General features: G+C 73.6%; 15 protein-coding genes. 6 read left to right on the forward strand and 9 right to left on the reverse strand.

The window, feature by feature from the left end; translation table 11 throughout:
* Positions 1 to 169: 169 nt before the first annotated feature.
* From ACLJPL_RS30775 to uvrB, 3 genes are all read right to left on the reverse strand, one after another.
* The gene (locus ACLJPL_RS30775) at positions 170 to 2,164 is read right to left on the reverse strand and encodes a TerD family protein (protein ID WP_411084234.1); all 1,995 of its coding nucleotides are present in this window, start codon (positions 2,162 to 2,164) and stop codon (positions 170 to 172) included.
* Between the two features lie 277 nt (positions 2,165 to 2,441).
* Positions 2,442 to 3,020, reverse strand: coding sequence for a TerD family protein (locus tag ACLJPL_RS30780; RefSeq protein WP_324979169.1), 579 nt, complete (start codon positions 3,018 to 3,020; stop codon positions 2,442 to 2,444).
* Between the two features lie 181 nt (positions 3,021 to 3,201).
* Positions 3,202 to 5,331, reverse strand: coding sequence for an excinuclease ABC subunit UvrB (gene uvrB, locus ACLJPL_RS30785; protein ID WP_411084235.1), 2,130 nt, complete (start codon positions 5,329 to 5,331; stop codon positions 3,202 to 3,204).
* Positions 5,332 to 5,678: 347 nt separating this feature from the next.
* On the opposite strand from uvrB, the gene ACLJPL_RS30790 reads away from it, so the two are divergent.
* From ACLJPL_RS30790 to ACLJPL_RS30800, 3 genes are all read left to right on the forward strand, one after another.
* Positions 5,679 to 6,569: a glycerophosphodiester phosphodiesterase gene (locus ACLJPL_RS30790; RefSeq protein ID WP_411084236.1), complete on the forward strand. Its 891-nt coding sequence runs from the start codon at positions 5,679 to 5,681 to the stop codon at positions 6,567 to 6,569.
* A gap of 161 nt (positions 6,570 to 6,730) precedes the next feature.
* Positions 6,731 to 7,288 carry a methylated-DNA--[protein]-cysteine S-methyltransferase gene (locus tag ACLJPL_RS30795; protein WP_411084237.1) on the forward strand — a complete coding sequence of 186 codons (558 nt, stop codon included), beginning with the start codon at positions 6,731 to 6,733 and terminating at the stop codon, positions 7,286 to 7,288.
* A gap of 98 nt (positions 7,289 to 7,386) precedes the next feature.
* Positions 7,387 to 8,661: an MFS transporter gene (locus ACLJPL_RS30800; RefSeq protein ID WP_411084238.1), complete on the forward strand. Its 1,275-nt coding sequence runs from the start codon at positions 7,387 to 7,389 to the stop codon at positions 8,659 to 8,661.
* A 55-nt stretch (positions 8,662 to 8,716) separates the two neighbouring features.
* On the opposite strand, the gene ACLJPL_RS30805 is transcribed toward ACLJPL_RS30800, so the two are convergent.
* Positions 8,717 to 9,079 carry a cupin domain-containing protein gene (locus tag ACLJPL_RS30805; RefSeq protein WP_411084239.1) on the reverse strand — a complete coding sequence of 121 codons (363 nt, stop codon included), beginning with the start codon at positions 9,077 to 9,079 and terminating at the stop codon, positions 8,717 to 8,719.
* A 105-nt stretch (positions 9,080 to 9,184) separates the two neighbouring features.
* On the opposite strand from ACLJPL_RS30805, the gene ACLJPL_RS30810 reads away from it, so the two are divergent.
* Entirely contained in the window at positions 9,185 to 10,114 is a 930-nt protein-coding gene (locus ACLJPL_RS30810) for a pseudouridine-5'-phosphate glycosidase (protein WP_411084240.1), read from the forward strand.
* Entirely contained in the window at positions 10,111 to 11,019 is a 909-nt protein-coding gene (locus ACLJPL_RS30815) for a carbohydrate kinase family protein (protein ID WP_411084241.1), read from the forward strand. Before ACLJPL_RS30810 ends, ACLJPL_RS30815 begins: the two co-directional genes overlap by 4 nt.
* Positions 11,020 to 11,365: 346 nt before the next feature.
* On the opposite strand, the gene ACLJPL_RS30820 is transcribed toward ACLJPL_RS30815, so the two are convergent.
* Both ACLJPL_RS30820 and ACLJPL_RS30825 read right to left on the reverse strand, forming a co-directional pair.
* Positions 11,366 to 12,013: a uridine kinase gene (locus ACLJPL_RS30820; protein ID WP_411084242.1), complete on the reverse strand. Its 648-nt coding sequence runs from the start codon at positions 12,011 to 12,013 to the stop codon at positions 11,366 to 11,368.
* A gap of 35 nt (positions 12,014 to 12,048) precedes the next feature.
* Positions 12,049 to 12,726: a winged helix-turn-helix transcriptional regulator gene (locus ACLJPL_RS30825; protein ID WP_411084243.1), complete on the reverse strand. Its 678-nt coding sequence runs from the start codon at positions 12,724 to 12,726 to the stop codon at positions 12,049 to 12,051.
* Between the two features lie 86 nt (positions 12,727 to 12,812).
* Between ACLJPL_RS30825 and ACLJPL_RS30830 the strand changes: the two genes are divergently transcribed.
* On the forward strand, positions 12,813 to 14,024 hold the full coding sequence (locus ACLJPL_RS30830; protein WP_411084244.1) for a pyridoxal phosphate-dependent aminotransferase: 1,212 nt from the start codon (positions 12,813 to 12,815) through the stop codon (positions 14,022 to 14,024).
* A 463-nt stretch (positions 14,025 to 14,487) separates the two neighbouring features.
* On the opposite strand, the gene ACLJPL_RS30835 is transcribed toward ACLJPL_RS30830, so the two are convergent.
* The 3 genes from ACLJPL_RS30835 to ACLJPL_RS30845 form a co-directional block, all read right to left on the reverse strand.
* Positions 14,488 to 15,219: a hypothetical protein gene (locus tag ACLJPL_RS30835; RefSeq protein ID WP_411084245.1), complete on the reverse strand. Its 732-nt coding sequence runs from the start codon at positions 15,217 to 15,219 to the stop codon at positions 14,488 to 14,490.
* Between the two features lie 94 nt (positions 15,220 to 15,313).
* Positions 15,314 to 16,720 carry an SWIM zinc finger family protein gene (locus ACLJPL_RS30840; protein ID WP_411084246.1) on the reverse strand — a complete coding sequence of 469 codons (1,407 nt, stop codon included), beginning with the start codon at positions 16,718 to 16,720 and terminating at the stop codon, positions 15,314 to 15,316.
* The gene (locus ACLJPL_RS30845; RefSeq protein WP_411084247.1) at positions 16,717 to 19,818 is read right to left on the reverse strand and encodes a DEAD/DEAH box helicase; all 3,102 of its coding nucleotides are present in this window, start codon (positions 19,816 to 19,818) and stop codon (positions 16,717 to 16,719) included. The genes ACLJPL_RS30840 and ACLJPL_RS30845 overlap by 4 nt, the downstream gene beginning before the upstream one ends.
* Between the last annotated feature and the right edge of the window lie 43 nt (positions 19,819 to 19,861).

Here is a 19,861-nt window from a genome sequence, read left to right on the forward strand (position 1 = left end):
GTCACGGTCCGTACTGACGGGAACGTCGCGTAAGGAGTACTCCCCTCCGTGCCCCGAACAGTACAGGGATCACCAAGAAAAGGTAAAGGCGAGGCTAAAGAGGTCGCCGAACCCGCTGCTCAGGGCATCTTTCGCCGAGTCCGCACCGCAGCCCGGAAGGGGCGCCGGCTCAACGTCCGCCGGTCCGGCGGGCGGCAGCCACCGATGCCAGGACCCGCTCCAGTACGTGACTGCCCGGCGGTGTCGTCAGCGGTTCGTACGTCCAGGCGTGACCGACCCAGGGGTCGGCGAGGTGACTGTCGGCGACCGGGGTGATCCGCAGCAGCGAACGCCACAGCGGGTCGAGCACCGGCCCGTACGCGCTCGCCTCCTCCCGGTCCGCGACCATCAGCAGATGCACCCCGACCGAGGGGCCCTCGTCGGCGAGGTAGCGGAGCTGGGTGACGGCCCGGTCGTCGAAACCGTGCGGGAAGTCGTTGACCACCAGGAGCTGCTCACCGGTGTCCAGGTCCGGCGGGAGCGAGTCGGCCGCCCCGGCCCGGACCGCCATCTGCACCAGGTCCACGCGCCGGGTGAGGTGGGCGAGGACCGAGGCCACTCCCCCGGGTCCGGCGGCAGGCGGTCCGGCGAGGACGCCCGCGTCGACGAGCGGCGCGAGCGGCCCCGCCGCCGAGCCCGCCGGGTCGATGACGTGCACCGAGAACTCGCCGGGCGGGTAGACGGCGAGCAGCCGGGCCGCGTGCAGGACGGCGGTCTCCATCGCGAGGCGGCGGAGCCGGTCGCTGTCCATGAGGGCGGCGGCCTCGGAGGCCGTACGCCTGCTGTCCACCCACATCCCCCGCTCCAGCGGCAACCGGACGAGCAGCGGGATGCGCAGGTCGGTGCGCTCGGGCAGATGGAGGTCACCGATGCGCAGGGCCATCGGCAGCTCCATCGGGACGCGGTGGGCGTGCCAGACGGGGTTGTCCCAGCCCGCGTACGCGGCGGGGAGCGCGGGCTCCACGACGGCCGCTTCGGCGGCCAGCTGGGCGAGGTCGCGGTCGAGGACCTCGCGGGCCCGGGTGGTCAGCTCGTCGCGCTTGGCGCGGGCCTGCTCGCGGGCGCGGTCGCCCGCGCCGCCGATCCGGTTGCGCGGGTCGGACAGGGCGCGGTCGAGCTCCTGGTCCATCCGGGACTCGGCGAAGTCCACGGCGGAGCGGTAGGCCGCGGCGGCCCGTGCCAGGTCCTCGAACATGCCCCAGATCTGGTTGTAGAGGCGCTCGTCCATCGACCAGCCGGTGGCGTCCCCGGCGACCGGCTGCGCGGCCTGACCGGGCTGGGCGGGGGGCGCGACCGGCGGGGGCGGCGGTGGGGCGGCGTGCTGCCTGCGGGGGTGCGCGTAGTTGATCGGGCTGTCGGCGGTGGATCCCGCGCCCGCGTTCGCCGGGCCGCTCGGCGCGGGTCCGGCGGGGGCGGCCGGCGGTTCCGGAGGCCCGGCGGCGGGGTCGGTCAGCGGCTCGGCGGGGCGGGCGGGCGGAGGCGTGACGGACGGGCGGCGGTCCGACGAGCCGGTGGCCTGCCGTACGCGGTCGCCCTCCGGGGTCCGGGGCGGCGGCGGGGCCACCGAGCGGGCCAGGGACCGGGTGACCGCCTCCTGGATGGACACGGCCAGCTCCGCGGCCCGGTCCACGCCCTGGTCGGCGAGCATCTCGGCGAGCCCGGCCGCGTAACCCTGTCCGACGGCCCGGACCTTCCAGGCGCCCTGGCGGCGGTAGAGCTCCAGGGCGCTGACCGCCGACTCGGCGTCCAGGCCGGTGAGCGTGAAGGTGGCGATCTCGACGCCGTCGAGGCCGGTGACGGCGACGAAGGGGGCGGCGGTGGCGCCGAACCTGGTGGGGCCGCCGACGCCGGTCGGGAGGGCGAGCAGCACGGTGACGCGGTGCACCGCCTCGGGCAGGGCCTCCAGGTCGACGGCGAGGCGGTGGTCGGCCGCGGCCTGCCGGGAGACCTCGAGCCCGGGGAGCCGGGGCGATCCGGGGTGGGCGATCCGTTCGGCGCCGTGCACGGTGCCGTGTTCGTCGCCGAGGGTGGCGCCGGCCAGGACGGGGGAGCCCGCCGATATCCGGATCTCCAGACGGGTCTGGGGCAAGGTGTGGTTCTGCCCCCGGACCAGTTCGGCCGTCATTGCCCTGTCCCCCTCGACGATGGACCGCGCCTGCGGGGTGCGGTGCCGGTCGTGCCGTGTGTGCTGTACGTGCTCCGCGCCGCCGCTGGTGCGGGGCCGCGCTTGCTTCTCGGTGCTTGGTTCCTGCTTCTTGGCGCTCGGTTCCCCTGTGCTCTCCTGTGCGTGGCGGAGGGCTCGGCGCGGTCGTGTCCCCGCCGCGGGATGCGGCTCCCGGCAGCGAACGCCTCCGGGAGCCGCACGGGCCGGCGCCGGCCTGATCCGGTCCGGCCCGGTCCGCCTACAGGTGCGGCAGGATGGACGGCATCAGGTCCTGGAAGGTACGGCCGTTGGCCGGGTTCCCCAGAGCCGTCATCTGCCATCCGGCGCCCGCACGGTGCACCTTCGCCATGATCTGGGCGGTGTACTGGCCGCCGCCGTCCAGCGTGTACCGGGCGAGCTCCTGGCCGTTGGTCTCGTCGACGATGCGGCAGAAGGCGTTTTGCACCTCTTGGAACGTCTGCCCGGTGAAGGAGTTCACCGTGAAGACGATCTGGTCGATGTGGACCGGGACGCGCTGGAGGTCGACGAGGATGGCCTCGTCGTCCCCGCCCGAACCGGCGCCGCCGACCAGGTTGTCGCCGGTGTGCTTGACCGAGCCGTCGTCGCTGACGAGGTGGCGGAAGAACACGACGTCGACCGGCTGCTTGTCGGCGAAGAGCACCGCTGAGGCGTCCAGGTCGATCTCCCGGGTGCGCGAGCCGAACAGTCCGCGGCGCGGAGCCGCCTGCCAGCCGAGCCCCATCCGTACCGCGGTCAGGGTCCCCCCGTCGCTCTTCTGCAGGCTGATGGCCTGACCCTTGGTCATATTGACCGTCACGCGCTGTCCCCTCTCGGCATTGCCCCGCAACCGTCCTGTGCGGTTTCCCCGCACCCTACGCATTCCCCCCAGGGCGGCAGCAGGTTCCGTCCGTTTTCGTGTCGGTCTTGCAACACACCGGGATGGCCGGAACCCCGGTGCGCTCCTCGTCGCGGCCCCGGCGACGCCGCCCTCGGCGGAATCAGGCGAGGCCCGCCTCCTTCATCTGGCGCAGCTCCTTCTTCAACTCGCCCACCTCGTCACGCAGCCGGGCGGCCACCTCGAACTGGAGGTCGGCGGCGGCGGCCCGCATCCGGTCCGTCATCTCCTCGATGATCCCGGCGAGTTCGGTCGCGGGGCGGTCGCTGACCACCGCGCCGGGGGAAGCCCCCTTCGTCCTCGCGCCGCCCTTGGCCGCCTTGGCTCCGAGCGCGGGCACCGGGGTCTTGGCGTCCTTGCCCTGGCGGTAGCCGGTGCCGAGGAGCTGCTCGGTGTCGATCTCCTCGCGGTGGATGGTCGCGACGATGTCGTTGATCTTCTTGCGCAGCGGCTGCGGGTCGATGCCGCGCTCGGTGTTGTAGGCGATCTGCTTCTCGCGGCGGCGGTTCGTCTCGTCGATGGCCTGCGCCATCGCGGGGGTGACCTTGTCCGCGTACATATGGACCTGGCCCGACACGTTGCGGGCGGCGCGTCCGATGGTCTGGATGAGCGAGGTGCCCGAGCGCAGGAAGCCCTGCTTGTCGGCGTCGAGGATGGCCACGAGGGACACCTCGGGCAGGTCGAGGCCCTCACGCAGCAGGTTGATGCCGACCAGGACGTCGTACTCGCCGGAGCGCAGTTCGCGCAGCAGCTCGATGCGGCGCAGGGTGTCGACGTCGCTGTGCAGATACCTGACCTGGATGCCCAGCTCCAGGAAGTAGTCGGTGAGGTCCTCCGACATCTTCTTGGTGAGGGTGGTGACGAGGACCCGCTCGTCGCGCTCGGTGCGCTTGCGGATCTCGTGCACCAGGTCGTCGATCTGCCCCTCGGTGGGCTTGACGACGATCTCGGGGTCGACGAGGCCGGTGGGGCGGATGATCTGCTCGACGAAGCCGTCGCCGCGCGAGAGCTCGTACTTGCCCGGGGTGGCGGAGAGGTACACCGTCTGGTCGATCCGCTTGAGGAACTCCTCCCACTTCAGCGGGCGGTTGTCCATGGCGGACGGCAGCCGGAAGCCGTGGTCGACGAGCGTGCGCTTGCGGGAGGCGTCGCCCTCGTACATCGCGCCGATCTGCGGCACGGTGACGTGCGACTCGTCGAGGACGAGGAGGAAGTCCTCGGGGAAGTAGTCGAGGAGGGTGTTGGGGGCGGTGCCGGGGGCCCGCTCGTCGAAGTGCATCGAGTAGTTCTCGACGCCGGAGCAGCTGCCGATCTGGTGGAGCATCTCGATGTCGTACGTGGTGCGCATGCGCAGGCGCTGGGCCTCCAGCATCTTGCCCTGCTTCTCCAGCTCGGCCAGGCGTTCCTGGAGCTCCTCCTCGATGCCCCGGACGGCCTTCTGGAGCCGCTCGGGCCCGGCCACGTAATGGCTGGCGGGGAAGACGTGCAGGGACCGGTCCTCGCTGATGACCTCGCCGGTCAGCGGGTGCAGGGTGGAGAGGGCCTCGATCTCGTCGCCGAACATCTCGATGCGGACGGCGAGCTCCTCGTAGACCGGGAAGATCTCGATGGTGTCGCCGCGCACCCGGAAGGTGCCGCGGGTGAACGCGAGGTCGTTGCGCGTGTACTGCATCTCGACGAACCTGCGCAGCAGCTGGTCGCGGTCGACCTCCTCGCCGACCTTGAGCTGGACCATCCGGTCCACGTACTCCTGGGGCGTGCCGAGGCCGTAGATGCAGGAGACGGAGGCGACCACGACGACGTCGCGGCGGGTGAGCAGCGAGTTCGTCGCCGAATGGCGCAGCCGCTCGACCTCCTCGTTGATGGAGGAGTCCTTCTCGATGTAGGTGTCCGACTGCGGGACGTACGCCTCGGGCTGGTAGTAGTCGTAGTACGAGACGAAATACTCCACCGCGTTGTTCGGCAGGAGCTCGCGGAACTCGTTGGCCAGCTGGGCGGCGAGGGTCTTGTTCGGCGCCATCACCAGGGTGGGGCGCTGCAGCTTCTCGATCATCCAGGCGGTGGTCGCCGACTTGCCGGTGCCGGTCGCGCCGAGCAGGACGACGTCCTTCTCACCTGCGCGGATGCGCCGCTCCAGCTCGGCGATGGCCGCCGGCTGGTCGCCGCTGGGCTGGTAGGGACTGACGACCTCGAAGGGCGCCACCGAACGTTCGATCTTGGAAACGGGCCGCATGCAACCACCGTACGGCTCCCCACTGACAACGGCCTCGCATCCGGGGGATCGCCGGGATCCGGCGGGCCCCGTGATCGACGATCAACGCCGTGCGGGTCGCTCCCCGCTGCCCGACAATGAGGCTCCGGCGGCGGGCGAGGCGATGGGCCCGTCGCAGGGTCCTCCGCAGGGGCCTCCGCAGAGCCCTCCGTGGGGCCGCCGCAGGGCCTTCCGTGGGAGATCGGCGCCTCCTTCGGCGGGAGAGCTCGTCACCGTCGCGCAACGCGTCGTCCACCGCGCCCCCGCCCGGCGTTGACGCGCCACTGTCAACCTCGACGTGTCCCCGCACTCCGTCACGAGGAGTTCACGTGTTCGTACGCACTGCAACCGCCTCCACCGCCGCCGCGGCCGTGTTCGGCGCCGGCGCCCTGCTGCTGCCCGGCTCCCAGACGCAGGCCACGGCCCCGCAGGCTGCCGACCGGCAGGCCGCCCCCGTCGTCGTGGCCCACCGGGGCGCGTCGGGCTACGCACCGGAGAACACGCTCGCCGCCGTCGACGCCGCCGCGCGGCTCGGCGTCGACTGGGTGGAGAACGATGTCCAGCGCACCAGGGACGGCGTGCTGGTCGTGCTGCACGACACCGGCCTGAAGCGCACCACGAACGTCGAGGAGGTCTTCCCCGACCGCGCGCCGTGGGCGGTCAAGGACTTCACCGCCGCGGAGCTGGCACGGCTGGACGCGGGCAGCTGGTTCGGCGAACGGTTCGCCGGGACCCGGGTGCCGACGCTCGCCCAGTTCCTGCACCGCCTGGAGCGCAACCGCCAGAAGCTGCTCCTGGAGATCAAGAGTCCCCAGACCTACCCGGGCATCGAGCGGGACATCCTGCGGGTGCTGCGCCAGGCGGGGTGGCTGGACCGCTCGCACGTGCGGGACCGGCTGGTCATCCAGAGCTTCGGCGCCGACAGCGTGAAGAAGGTGCACACCCTGCGCCCCGACGTCACCACCGGCTTCCTGGGCACCCCGCCGGTGGCCGACCTCCCCGCGTACGCGGCCTTCACCGACCAGATCAACCCCTCGTACACGACGATCGGCGCCGACTACGTGGCGGCCGTGCAGCGGCTCAAGGGCCCGCACGGCAAGCGGCTCCAGGTGCACACCTGGACGGTCAACGACGCGGCGAACGCGGCGAAGGTCAACGCCTTCGGCGTCGACGGCATCATCACCAACTACCCCGACGTGGTGCGCGACGCCACCGGCTGACGCACACCCCGGGCACGTGGTGGCTTCGCGGTGGGCCCGTAGCCGGACGCGTCTCTCCGGCGGGCCCGCCGTTGTCACCCGTTCCTCCGGCGGGCCCACCGTTGTCAAGCGATTCTCCGGTGGGCCCGCCGTTGTCAGTGGCCGGTCGTACGGTGGTCGGCATGAACAGCTACGGGCTCAGCGAGGAGCCGACCGTCGAGTGGTCCGTCGTGGAGAGCGGCATCGGGCCGCTGCTGCTCGCCGCGACCTCCGCCGGACTGGTGAGTGTGGCCTTTCACGCCGACCCCGCCGTGCGGGACGCGACGCTGGCGCGGTTGCGGACCCGGCTCGGCGCGGAGCCGGTGGAAGCGCCCGGATCGACGCGGCTCGCCGAGCCGATACGCCGGCTCGCCGCGTACTTCGCGGGCGAGCGGCAGGATCTCGGCCTGGAGCTGGACTGGTCGCTGACGGCGGGCTTCCACCGCGAGGTGCTCCGCGAGCTGGCCTCGGGCGTGCCCTACGGCACGGTCGTCGGCTACGGGGAGCTGGCCGCGCGGGTCGGCCGGCCGGAAGCCGCGCAGGCGGTGGGGGTCGCCATGGGATCCAACCCGCTGCCGGTGGTGGTGCCCTGCCATCGGGTGGTGGAGAGCGACGGGGGCCTCGGCGGGTTCGGGGGCGGGCTGGAGACCAAGCGGCAGCTGCTGGCGCTGGAGGGGGTGCTCCCGCAGCCGCTGTTCTAGGGCCTGTCACCCCCCTCGGGGTGCGCTCGCGGAGGCCGCGGTGGCCGGTTCACTCGTACGGGTGCGTCTTCGGGTACGTCTGATGGCACACTGCGCCGGTGACGCCATCCCTGCCCCGCTCCGCGCTCTCCCCGGTCACGGCCGCCGGGCTGCCCGCCCTCCAGCGCCGGACGTCGGCCGTGCTCATCGTCAGCCAGATACTCGGCGGCCTCGGTGTGGCCATCGGCATCGCCCTGGCCCCGATGCTGGCCACCGAGGTGACCGGCTCCGAGGCGCTGTCCGGGCTGGCCCCGACCGCGTCCGTCGCCGGCACGGCGCTGCTGTCGCTGCCGCTGGCCGCCCTGATGACCTCGCGCGGCCGTCGCCCCGGTCTGGTGCTCGCCTACCTGATCGGCGCGCTGGGCGGGGCGCTGGTGGTCCTCGGCACGGTGGTGCGCAGCTTCCCGTTGCTGCTGCTGGGGATGGCCGCGTTCGGAGCCGGGTCCTCCGCCAACCTCCAGGCCCGGTTCGCGGCGGCCGACCTGGTCGGGCCGGAGCGGCGGGGGCGGGCGATCTCCACCGTCGTCTGGGCCACCACGATCGGCTCGGTGCTGGGCCCCAACATCGCGGCTCCGGCCGGCCGGCTGTTCCGCGGGACGCCGGTGCCCGAGACCGCGGGCCCCTACCTCTGGTCCGCCGTCGCCTTCCTGCTCGCCGGCGTGGTCGTGGCGCTCCTGCTGCGCCCGGACCCGCTGCTCACGGCGCGCGCCCTGGCCCCGCAGAGCTCCGGGGGCGAGCAGAAGCGGTCCCTGCGCGCCGGGGTCGCGGCCGTCCGGGAGTCGCCGATGGCCAAGCTGGCCCTGGCGACCATCACCGTGTCGCACACCGCCATGGTGTCGATCATGGTCATGACCCCGGTCGACCTGGGCCACCACGGCGCGGACCTCCAGCTGATCGGGCTCGTCATCAGCGGGCACATCGCGGGCATGTACGCGTTCTCGCCGGTGATGGGGTGGCTGGCGGACCGCTTCGGCCGGCTCGCCGTGATCGGCCTGGCGGTCGGACTGCTGAGCTGCGCCGCACTGCTCGCGGGCACCGCCGGGCCCCGGCACGGCCAGACGGCCGTGGGCCTGTTCGTCCTCGGCCTCGGCTGGTCGGCGGGGATGATCGCCGGTTCGGCGCTGCTCACCGACTCCGTGCCGCAGGCCGCCCGCGCCGCCGTGCAGGGGCTGTCGGACCTCACCATGAACACGGCGGCGGGCGTCGGCGGCGCCACGGCCGGGGTGATCGTCGCCCAGTGGGGGTACGGCCCGCTGAACGCGATCGGCGCCGCGCTGCTCCTGCCGGTGGCCGCGCTCGCGCTGCGCCGGAGCATGAAGCCGTCCGGCGCTTGAGCATGAGGCCGTCCGCCGGAGCATGAAGCCCTCCACCGCCGGAACCTCTCGGGCCTCAGAGGCTGATGTGGTACGCCTTGCGGAGCGTCTCGTGCACCGTCCAGGTCGTCCGGTCGCCCTCGCGCAGTACGCAGGCGTCCCCCGGCCCGATCTCCAGCGTCGCGCCGCCCTCGACCGCCACGGTGGCCCGCCCGCTGACCACCACGAACAGCTCGTTCGCCTCGGTGTCGGTGACCACTCCCGGCGTGATCTGCCAGATCCCGCGCACCTGCTCGCCGTCCGCGGACTCCCACAGCACCTTGCCCGTCACCACGGGGTCGCCCGAGACGATCTGTGCCGGATCGAGGGGCTCCGGTTCCAGCTCGGCGTCCGGGATGTGCACGGCGAAAGAGGCGGGGGCCTGGTCGTTTGTCGTCATGGCCGGTCACCTTAGCGACCACTTCCGGCCGACCCGTCACCAGGACCGGCCGGAACTCGTCTCCCCGTGGTTTGCGGCCCTTCCACCCGCGACAGGGATGGGGGCATGCCACAGAACACCGACACCGCCTACGAGCCGGTTCTCTCGACCGAGGTGCGCGCGGCGCTGGCCGGCGGGCTGCCCGTCGTGGCCCTGGAGTCGACGATCATCGCGCACGGGCTGCCGCGTCCCCGCAACCTTCGGGTGGCGACCGAGCTGGAAGGCATCGTCCGGTCCGCCGGTGCGGTCCCGGCCACCGTCGCCGTGCTGGACGGGCAGGCCCATGTGGGGCTGGAGAAGGACCAGTTGGAGCGGGTGGCCGGGGAGCCGGCGGTCCGGAAGCTGGGCCACCGCGACCTCGCCCCCGCCCTCGCGCTCGGGGCGAGCGGAGCGACGACGGTGTCCGCGACGGCGTTCCTGGCGGCGCGGGCGGGCCTGCGGGTCTTCGCGACCGGCGGGCTCGGGGGCGTACACCGGGAGTGGGCCGAGAGTCAGGACGAGTCGGCTGATCTGCGGCTGCTCGCCCGCACCGGGATCACCGTGGTCTGCGCGGGCGTGAAATCGATCCTCGACGTCCCGGCGACGCTCCAGCGGCTGGAGACCCTGGGGGTCGGCATCGTCGGTTACGGCACCGGGCACTTCCCGGGCTTCTACCTCAGCAGCTCCGGCCGACCGGTCGACTGGACCGTGCACAGCCCCGAGCAGGTGGTGGAGGTGATGCGGGCGAAGGAGGCGCTGGGCGGCCCGCGGGCCGCGCTGATCGTCGCCAACCCCGTCCCGGAAGCGGACCAGTTGGACCCCGCCCTGCACGACCGGGTGCTCGCGGAGGCGCTCGACGCGTGCCGGGAGCGCGGGATCAGCGGGCAGGGCGTCACCCCGTTCCTGCTGGACCAGCTGATGCGGCGGACCGAGGGCGCGTCGCTGGAGGCGAACCTGGCGGCGGTACGCGGAAACGTGCGGCTCGCGGCGCGGATCGCCGCAGCGGCCGTCCGGTGAGCCTTTCGGGGCCGGCCCGGGGGCTCCTGGTGGTGGGAGACGTGGTCACCGACGTGGTGGCGCTCCACGGCTCCGGGCTCGTCCACGGCACGGACAACGCGGCCCGCATCCGCTCCCTGCCGGGCGGGGCGGGGGCCAACGTCGCGTGCTGGGCGGTGCGTTCGGGGTGTACGGAGGTGGCGCTGCTGGCCCGGGCGGGGGCGGGGTCCGCCGGCTGGCACCGGGACGCCCTGGAGCGGGCGGGGGTGCGGGCGCTGCTGGCGGTGGACGCGGAGGTGGCGACCGCGACCGTCATCGCGCTGGTGGACGCCGCCGCCGAGCGGACGTTCCTCACCGACAGCGGGGCCGTGACGCGGCTCGCGACCGACGACTTCGCGCCATCGATGCTCGACGGTGCGGGGTGGCTGCACATCTCCGGCTACCTCCTGTTCGCCGCGACGAGCCGCGCCACGGCGCTGCTGGCCCTGCGCACCGCCCGGGAGCGGGGTGTTCCGGTGAGCGTCGATCCGGCGTCGGCGGGGTTCCTGGCGGAGCTGGGCCCGAAGCGGTTCCTGGAGTTCGCCGAGGGGGCCGAGCTGCTGCTCCCGAACGCGGACGAGGCGCGACTCCTGACCGGCCTCCCCGAACCGGGCGACGCGGCGGCCGAGTTGAGCCGTACGTTCCCGAGGGTCGTCGCCACCCTGGGCGACCGGGGTGCGGTGCTCGCCGCCGGGGGCGCGGTGACGGGGCGGGTCCACGCCCGCCCGGTCCGCGACCCGGTCGACTCGACGGGCGCGGGCGACGCGTTCACCGGCGGGTTCCTCGCGGCCCTGCTGGCCGGGGCGGACGACCGGGCCGCCGCGGCGGAGGGCTGCCGGGCCGGGGCCGAGGCGGTGGCCACGGTGGGCGGACGCCCACCGGCGTGACGGCGGGTGCACCGGCTTGCGGCGGGGTGCGCCGGGCGTAACGGCGGGGTGCGTCCGCGCAACGGCTAAGCCCACCGGCGTGACGGCGGGCGCACCCGCGCAATGGCGAGGTGCGCCGGGCGCAACGGCGGGGTGCGTCCGCGCAACGGCGAAGCCCACCGGCCTAACAGCGTGCGCACCGGCGCAACGGCGGGGTGCGCCGGGCATAACGGCGGGGTGCGCCAGGCATGTACGGCCCGGGCGACCTCGCCCGCGCGCCCGGCAGCGAGGGCGAGCCCGCCCGCACATCCGCGTGGGGATCCGTCTCGGCGGGCAGAAGGATCCCTCCGGCAGGACGCCGCCGTCGTCAGTCGCTGCCGGGCAGCCCCGACCACGCCGGGTGCCGGGGGTCGTCCGCGCGCACGACCACGTCCGCCGCGTCGGAGGGCGCGACCTCCTCCTCGTACCGGGCGAAAGCAGGCAGCGTCCACCGCTCCGCCTCCGCCGTGCGCCGCCGCAACGCCCCCGGCGAGAGCCGCACATGGACGCTCAGCGCGAACGGGAACCAGTGGCCGAGCAGCAGCGGCCCGTGCACGATCACCACCCCGCCCTCCGGCAACGGGTGGTACGGCGTGCGGGTGGCGCGGTCCGTGACCGGGTCCCACAGGTCGGGCAGCACCCGCCCGGAGCCGCCCGCCTCCAGCGGCCCGAACACCTCGCGCCGGAGCGCCGCCGTGTCGAACCAGCTCTCGGCGTACGAGTCCGGGTCCTCCTTGCCGTACTCGAAGCGCAGGCTGGCCGGGCGCAGGAAGCCGCCGGTGGAGACGACGAGCACCGACCGGCCGCGCGATCTCAGCTCCTCGGCCACGCGTTCGGCCAGGTCATCGGTGCGGGCGGCCGGAGCGCCGTCGATGCCGAGGGTCAGCCACGGGGCGCCGTCGGCGGCGGAGAGGCCGTCGCCGTGCCGGGCCAGCTCGCCGGCCAGCCGTTCCCAGGTGATCGCTTCGAGTCGCACGCCTCCATCATCCGTCCCGGGCGGCCGTGTCCCCGTCACCCGCCGCGCAGTTCGGCGGCGAGCGGCCCCTCCCCCGCCACCTCGATCCGGCCGTCCTCGACCGCCTGCGCGAGGGTGACGCCGCCGCGCCCGAGCTCCAGGCACAGTGCGGCGTCGAGGGTGATGCGGGCGTCGGGCCGGTGCGCCGGGCCGAACCCGTACGGCTCGCCCTCGAACTCCACCGCCGCTCCCCCTCCCGTACGGACGTGGAACTCGCCCTCGTCCAGCCGGACTTCGAGGACGCCCTCCTGGGCGATTCCAGCCAGCGCGCGCAGCAGCGGCAGGGCGAACCAGTGGGCGCGTACGGCGTCGGTGGGGCGGCGTTCGGTGAGGGCGGGAGCGCCCCAGTCGGCGAGAGCGGCGAGGACGGGGAGCAGGCCGTGGCCGCGCTCGGTGAGCTCGTAGACCGATGCGGCGGCGGGGGGCGGGAGTCTGCGGCGCACGGCCAGGCCGCCCTGCTCCAGGTCCTTGAGGCGGGAGGCCAGGACGTCGGTGGAGACGCCCGGCAGGTCGGCGTGGAGATCGGTGTAGCGGCGGGGTCCGGCGAGCAGTTCGCGGACGATCAGCAGCGTCCACCGGTCGCCCACGGAGTCGAGGGCGCGTGCGGTGGCGCAGAACTGGTCGTAGCTCCGGCGTCTGACGGGGCGCTGGGCGGCGGGCTGCTGACGTGGCATGCGACGCAGTCTAGACATGTTGTTGGACTTTCCAAGCTCCAGCTTGGTAAAACCAAGTATCGCAGTTCGGCTCGGGGAGGCACCGCATGGAGTTCCGGCAGTCCAGCAAGCTCAACGAGGTCTGTTACGAGATCCGGGGCCCGGTCATCGAACACGCCAACGCCCTGGAGGAGGCGGGCCACAGCGTGCTGAGGCTCAACACGGGCAACCCGGCGCTCTTCGGCTTCGAGGCGCCGGAGGAGATCGTCCAGGACATGATCCGGATGCTGCCCCAGGCCCACGGCTACACCGATTCGCGCGGCGTCCTCTCCGCGCGGCGGGCGGTGGCGCAGCGCTACCAGGCCATGGGCATGACCGAGGTCGGCGTGGACGACGTCTTCCTCGGCAACGGCGTGTCCGAGCTGATCTCGATGGCCGTGCAGGCGCTGCTGGAGGACGGCGACGAAGTGCTGATCCCGGCCCCGGACTTCCCGCTGTGGACGGCGGTGACGACGCTCGCGGGCGGCAGGGCCGTGCACTACATGTGCGACGAGGAGTCCGACTGGAACCCGGATCTCGCCGACCTGGCCTCCAAGATCACCGACCGCACCAAGGCCCTCGTGATCATCAACCCGAACAACCCGACCGGGGCGGTCTATCCGCGCGAGATCCTGGAGGGCATGCTCGATCTGGCCCGCCGGCACCACCTGATGGTCTTCGCCGACGAGATCTACGACCAGATCCTGTACGACGGGGCCGAGCACCACAGCGCTGCCGTCCTCGCCCCGGATCTGGTCTGCCTGACCTTCAGCGGGCTCTCGAAGACGTACCGGGTGGCCGGGTTCCGCTCCGGCTGGATGGTGGTGTCCGGTCCGCGGCAGCACGCCCGCAGCTATCTGGAGGGCCTCACCATGCTGGCCTCCATGCGGCTGTGCCCCAACGCCCCCGCCCAGTACGCCATCCAGGCCGCGCTCGGCGGGCGGCAGTCCATCCGCGAGCTGGTCGCGCCGGGCGGCAGGCTGCACGAGCAGCGGGACCGGGCGTGGGAGCGGCTGAACGAGATCCCGGGCGTCTCGTGCGTGAAGCCGAAGGGCGCGCTGTACGCGTTCCCGCGCATCGATCCGAAGGTGCACCCGATCGCCGACGACGAGAAGTTCGTGCTGGACCTGCTGCTGCGGGAGAAGATCCAGGTGGTGCAGGGCACGGGCTTCAGCTGGCCGCGCCCGGACCACTTCCGCATCCTGACCCTCCCGTACGCCGACGACCTCGACGCGGCGATCAGCCGCATCGGCCGCTTCCTGAACGGGTACCGGCAGTGACCAGGCTTCGGGTGATGGGCGGCTGCCGCCGGTGGTATCGGACGCGAGGTCTGGGCCCCGGAAACGGGAGCGGGCCCGGAGGCGTAGCCGGCCTCCGGGCCCTGAGTGTGCCGCCCATCTGGCACGCCGGCGCGTTTAAGGGTCCGGGTCAGTCATGATGTCGTCGCGTCCTGCCTTTGGACCACCGCAGATCGGAGCTCTGCGGGCCGGACTTGAACCGGCATCTCGACGCGCGCGGGCCCGGGCCCGTTCGATCCGGCGATCGGCGGCGAATGCTGAGTCTGGAGCAATAGTCTGAGATTGACGGCGGTCTGCCTCTGCCTGCTTGGGCTACTCCGGCCCGTGCCGGAGGGAGGAGTCGAACCTCCACTGGAACCGCGCCTTCACGACAAGCCTCAGTTTCAGCTTGCGCTCCTCGCGCACCCCGGTGGCCTTGATCGGCTGCCGGGGAATCCATGGTCGGTCACCCGAAGAGGTAACCGAATACCGCGTCACCCACCCGCTGGTCGGTGATCTCGACGCCGTTGGCCTCCTCGCGGGCGAACTTCACGGCCTGCTGGAGCTTCTCGACCCGGTCCAGCAGCTCGTTGACGCGCCGCGCGGGCAGCGCCCCGGAGAACTTGACGGTCGTCCAGTACCCGATCGGGATGTCCTCGTAGTACACCTCGACCTGCGCCGGGTGCTTCTCGGTGGCCTCCGCCTTCACGTGGTTGCGGGGCACCTTCTTCGTACGGAGCGTCCGGACCGGCTCGGTCTTCCAGGAGTCCGTCGACGGGTCCTGCACCCATGCCTCGGCGGCGTCCAGCACCGGCAGCTTGCGGATGAAGGTGTTGAGGTCGGTCAACTGCTTCTCCAGGAAGAGCAGATACGACACCGGCACCTCGGCCACCAGCACCCGGCCGTCGACCTTCACGTCCGCCCGGGCCGAGCAGTTCGCCCAGTCCTTCGTGGCGGTCACATCGAAGAGCCGGGTGAGCGTGACGGCGGTGTCCCGCAGCACGTCCTCGGCCTTGACCTGGACCAGCGTCGACTCGGGCGGAAGCTGCTCGCCCTCCTCGTCCTTGGGCTGGTAGGTCCGGGAGATCCCGGCGAGCAGTCCGGCCTTCTGGAGGCCGTGGTGTGCTGCCGTCAGGTCCTGGTGCGCCTTGGACTTGACGCCCTTCTCCACTGCGATGATCTGATTGAGTTTCGCCACGCCGAGGACGGTAACAGCGTCAACTGCGCTGTGGCCAAGGGTTTTGCCGTACGTACGTGTCGTCGGCCCGACCGCACGCACGTGTCGTCGGGTTCTACCGTACGTACGTGTCGTCGGGGGCCGCCGTGTCCGTGTCACCGGCGAGCAGGGCTTCGAGGGCGGTCACCGGGTCGGGGCCCGGGGTGGCGCGGGGCCACCAGTCGTCCGCGCCGGGGTCGGACTCGTAGCCGTACCAGCGGGCGTCGTGGCCGAAGCGGAGCTGGAGCGCGCCGGCCTGGTCGGTGAGGTGGTTGCGCCGGGGCGTCAGACGCGGCAACCCGGCGGCCGCCAGCAGGGGCCTGGCCCGGTCGAAGGGGCCGGCCGGAGGGTCCCAGGGGCTCTCCAGGACCGTGAGCCCCTCGGCCCCGCCCTGCCGCCAGGCGGCCACCGCGCGGGCGAGGTCGGTGGTGTTGCGGCCGGTGGCGTGGGCGAGCTCCCGGTAGAGCGCGCGGGTGGTGGCGGTGAGCCCGGCGGTGGGGCGTGAGGCGGCGATCCGGACGGCGTCCTGCCAGGGGGTGAGCCCGGCGAGCGGATCCCGGCCCGTGGTCAGCAGGGTGTGGGCGCGGGCGGCGGCGTCGGTGGCGAGGTGGTCCAGGCCCAGCGGGTCGCGCGCGCCCGGCAGGTCCGGGTAGGACGGCGGCCGGCCCGGATACGGGGGTACGGGGAGGGGGGCCGGGAGCGGCGGCAGGAAGCGGTCCACCAGGGCGTCCGCCGCCGGGACCGACGACGGGACGGGGGCGGTGGGGCGCTCGCGGGCGGAGTGCTCGGCGTTGCGGCGGCCGAGCTCGTCCAGCAGTTCGCGCTCCCCCCGGCCCCGCATCAGCAGCAGGACGAACGGGTCGCTGTCCAGGAGCCGGGCGGTCTGGAAGCAGAGGGCGGCGACATGCTTGCACGGCCGGCCGTGGTCGGGGCACGTACAGCTCGGGTCCAGGTCGTCCGCGGCCGGCAGCAACCGGACCCCGGCCTCCCGCGCGGTGTCGGCCAGGGAGTGCGGCATCTCCTTGGCCAGCAGCGCGGACAGATGGCCGGGGTGGGCGGCGACCGCGTCGAGCAGAGTGTCCCAGCCGGTGTCGGTGAAGGTGCGCAGGCGCAGCTCCGCGCGGTAGGGGCGGACGCGGCTGCCGTGGACGTAGGCGACGATGCGGCCGGGGGTGACGGTGATCGCGGCGACCTTGCCCGCGTCCGCGTACGCGCGGCCGCGGGCGAGCCGGGCCCCGTCCATCGACAGCGTCTCCAGCGCGACTGCCCAGGCGCGGCCCCACCAGCTGTCCGCGAAGGGCTCGCCGTCCGCGGGGGTGCGGGCGGGCACGGCCTCGAAGGTGCGCCGCAGGTCGTCGGGGCCGGGCCGGGACCGGGCCCCGGAACGGGAGCCCGCAGGGGGCGTCGTGCGTGATGGCGAACCGGGCGACGCGGGCCGGGGCGTGGGTCCGGGCGTCGTACGGGGCGTGGGGCGGGGGCTCATGCGGGCCTCCGCAGCGAGACGAGGTCGGCGAGATCGCGGTCGCTCAGCTCGGTGAGGGCGCTCTCGCCGCTGGAGAGGACCGCGTCCGCCAAGGCCCGCTTGGACTCCAGCAGTTCACCGATCCGGTCCTCCACCGTGCCCTCCGCGATGAGGCGGTGGACCTGCACGGGCTGGGTCTGCCCGATGCGGTACGCCCGGTCGGTGGCCTGCTCCTCCACGGCCGGGTTCCACCAGCGGTCGTAGTGGATGACATGGGCGGCGCGGGTCAGGTTCAGCCCGGTCCCGGCGGCCTTGAGGGAGAGCAGGAAGACGGGGACCTCGGCCGACTGGAAGCGGTCCACCATCCGTTCCCGCTCGGCCACCGGCGTACCGCCGTGGAGGAGTTGCGAGGGGATGGCCCGGGAGGCGAGGTGTGCGGAGAGGAGCTTGGCCATCGTCACGTACTGGGTGAAGATCAGAACCGAGCTGTCCTCGGAGAGGATCGTGTCGAGGAGCTCGTCCAGCAGGGCGAGCTTTCCGGAGCGGCCGGTGAGCCGGGTGGGCTCCTCCTTCAGATACTGCGCCGGGTGGTTGCAGACCTGCTTGAGCGAGGCCAGCAGCTTCATGACCAGACCCCGGCGGGCGATGCCCTCCGCCGCCTCGATCCGCGCCATCGTCTCGCGCACCGCCGCCTCGTACAGCGTGGCCTGCTCGCGGGTGAGGGAGACGGGGTGGTCGGTCTCGGTCTTCGGCGGCAGCTCGGGCGCGATGCCGGGGTCGGACTTCTTGCGGCGGAGCAGGAAGGGGCGGACCAGCCGGGACAGCCGCTCGACGGCCTCCTCGTTGCCCAGCCCCGCCGCCGTCCCCGTGTTCTCCACGATCCGGGCGTGCCGGGCCCGGAACGCCTTGAGCGGGCCGAGCAGTCCGGGGGTCGTCCAGTCGAGCAGGGCCCAGAGCTCGGAGAGGTTGTTCTCCACGGGGGTGCCGGTGAGGGCGACGCGGGCCGGGGCGGGGATGGTGCGCAGGGCCTTCGCGGTGGAGGAGTGCGGGTTCTTGACGTGCTGCGCCTCGTCGGCGACGACCAGGCCCCAGGTGTGCGCGGCGAGTCGGGGCGCGCTGGAGCGCATGGTGCCGTATGTGGTGAGGACGAAGCCGCCGTCCGGCTCGCCCAGGGTCCGGTCCGTGCCGTGGAAGCGGCGGACCGGGACGCCGGGGGCGAAGCGGTTGATCTCCCGGTGCCAGTTGCCGAGGAGGGAGGCGGGGCAGACGACGAGCGTGGGGGCCTGCTGTGCGCGGTGCAGGTGGAGGGCGATGAGGGTGATCGTCTTGCCGAGGCCCATGTCGTCGGCGAGGCAGCCGCCGAGCCCGAGCGAGGTCATCCGGTCCAGCCAGGCCAGGCCGCGCAGTTGGTAGTCGCGCAGGGTCGCGTCGAGCCCGGGCGGCGGTGCGATCGTCGTGCGGTCGTCGAGGATGCGCGTACGCAGCGCGGCGAGGGCTCCGGCCGGGACGGCCTCGACCTGCTCCCCGTCCACCTCGGCGCTCCCGGTGAGGGCGACGGCCAGCGCGTCCACCGGGTCCAGCAGCCCCAGCTCCCGCTTGCGCGCCTTGCGGACGAGCGCGGGGTCGACGACCACCCACTGGTCGCGCAGCCGCACCACCGGGCGGTGGGCCTCGGCCAGGGCGTCCATCTCGGCCTCGGTCAGCCGCTGGTCGCCCAGGGACAGCTGCCAGTCGAAGGCGAAGAGCTGCTCGGCGTCGAAGAACGAGGTGCCGTCGGTGGCCGATCCGGGAGCCGGCCGCACGACGGCGGCCGCGGTGAGCGAACGGGCCAGCTCACGCGGCCAGTGGACGCCGACCCCCGCCGCCGCCAGCCGGGCCCCCGCGTCGCTCAGCAGCTCGTACAGCTCGTCCTCGGTGATCGCGAGCACGTCGGGGACGGGCTGCTCCAGCAGCCGTTCCAGCGGGACCCAGACCCGGGCGGCCCGGCGCAGCGCCAGCACCGCGTCGACCCGGGCGCGCGGCCCGAAGGGCTCACCGGCCTCGCCGGCCCACAGGGCGGCCGCGTCGACGACATACGTCGGGTCGGCGAGGCTGTGGACCTGCACCACGGCCGCGGCGGCGTGGCGGACCGCCGGGTCGTCCGGGTGCTCCGGAGCACTCTGGTGGTCCAGCCCGTCCGGGCGGTCCGGGACGCCCGGCTCCGGCTTTTCGGCGGAGGCCGATACGGCGTAGGTGTCGGCGGTGTCGAACAGCTCGAAGGCCGAGAGGTCGAGCCGGAGCGAGACCCGCACGCCCGCGTCCAGGCCGGACGCCACCTCGACGGCCCAGGCCGCCGCGTGGGGCAGGTGCTGGGGCTCGCGGGCGGCGAAGGGGGCGCCCATCGCGAAGGCGGCGGCGGGGCTGCGCGGGAGCGTGTCGGCGACGGCGTCCAGGAAGGCCCCGATCAGCGCCTCCGGATCGGGGAGCCGGGGCGGGTCGAGACCCGGGAGCGGCGTCGCGTACCCCTCGGGCGGCAGGGCGGCGGCCGTGGCCCGCAGGTGCGCGATGTCCTCGGCGTCCCTCGGCCCCGCCCGCCAGGCGTCGTGGCCGCCCGCCGTGAGACCGGGCAGGAGCCTGCCGCGTGCGACCAGGTGAAGGGCGTGCAGCGCGGCCGCGCCCCAGCAGCGGGTGGCGGGGTGGGCGGACGCCTGGTGCCGGGCGCGGACCAGCACGGGCAGCGCGTCGGCCAGGGAGAGCAGCGCGGCGGGCGTCTCGGCGCTCCGGACAGAGGCTTCCCCCGGACCCGCACTCCCCGACCCGTCTCCGGACCGCCGTACCACCGTGATCGCGGCGGCGCTGTACGGCACGGCGTCCACCGGAGCCTGGTCGTCCGCGTAGGCGAAGGAGGACCTGCCGCCCCTCGCGGTCCGGTCGTCGTCGTGGGTCGCGTGCGGGTCCCAGAAGGCGATCCGCCCCTCCCTCGGGACCGGGCCGGGCAGGAAGACCGCAGCACAGCGCAGCAGGCGGCCGATGTCCGCGATCCGCTGCTCGCCCCCGCGCACGTCGTCGCCGGCGGCGTGCCGTGCGGCACCGTCGCGGGCCGGATGGCCCCGCGTGTCCCGGGCATCCTGTGCCGCCATGTCGGCCACCCCCTCCCACCTGATCGGCTGCCTCGGCCAGCAC

It is taken from the genome of Streptomyces sp. cmx-18-6, from assembly GCF_046548915.1.
GTDB lineage: Bacteria > Actinomycetota > Actinomycetes > Streptomycetales > Streptomycetaceae > Streptomyces.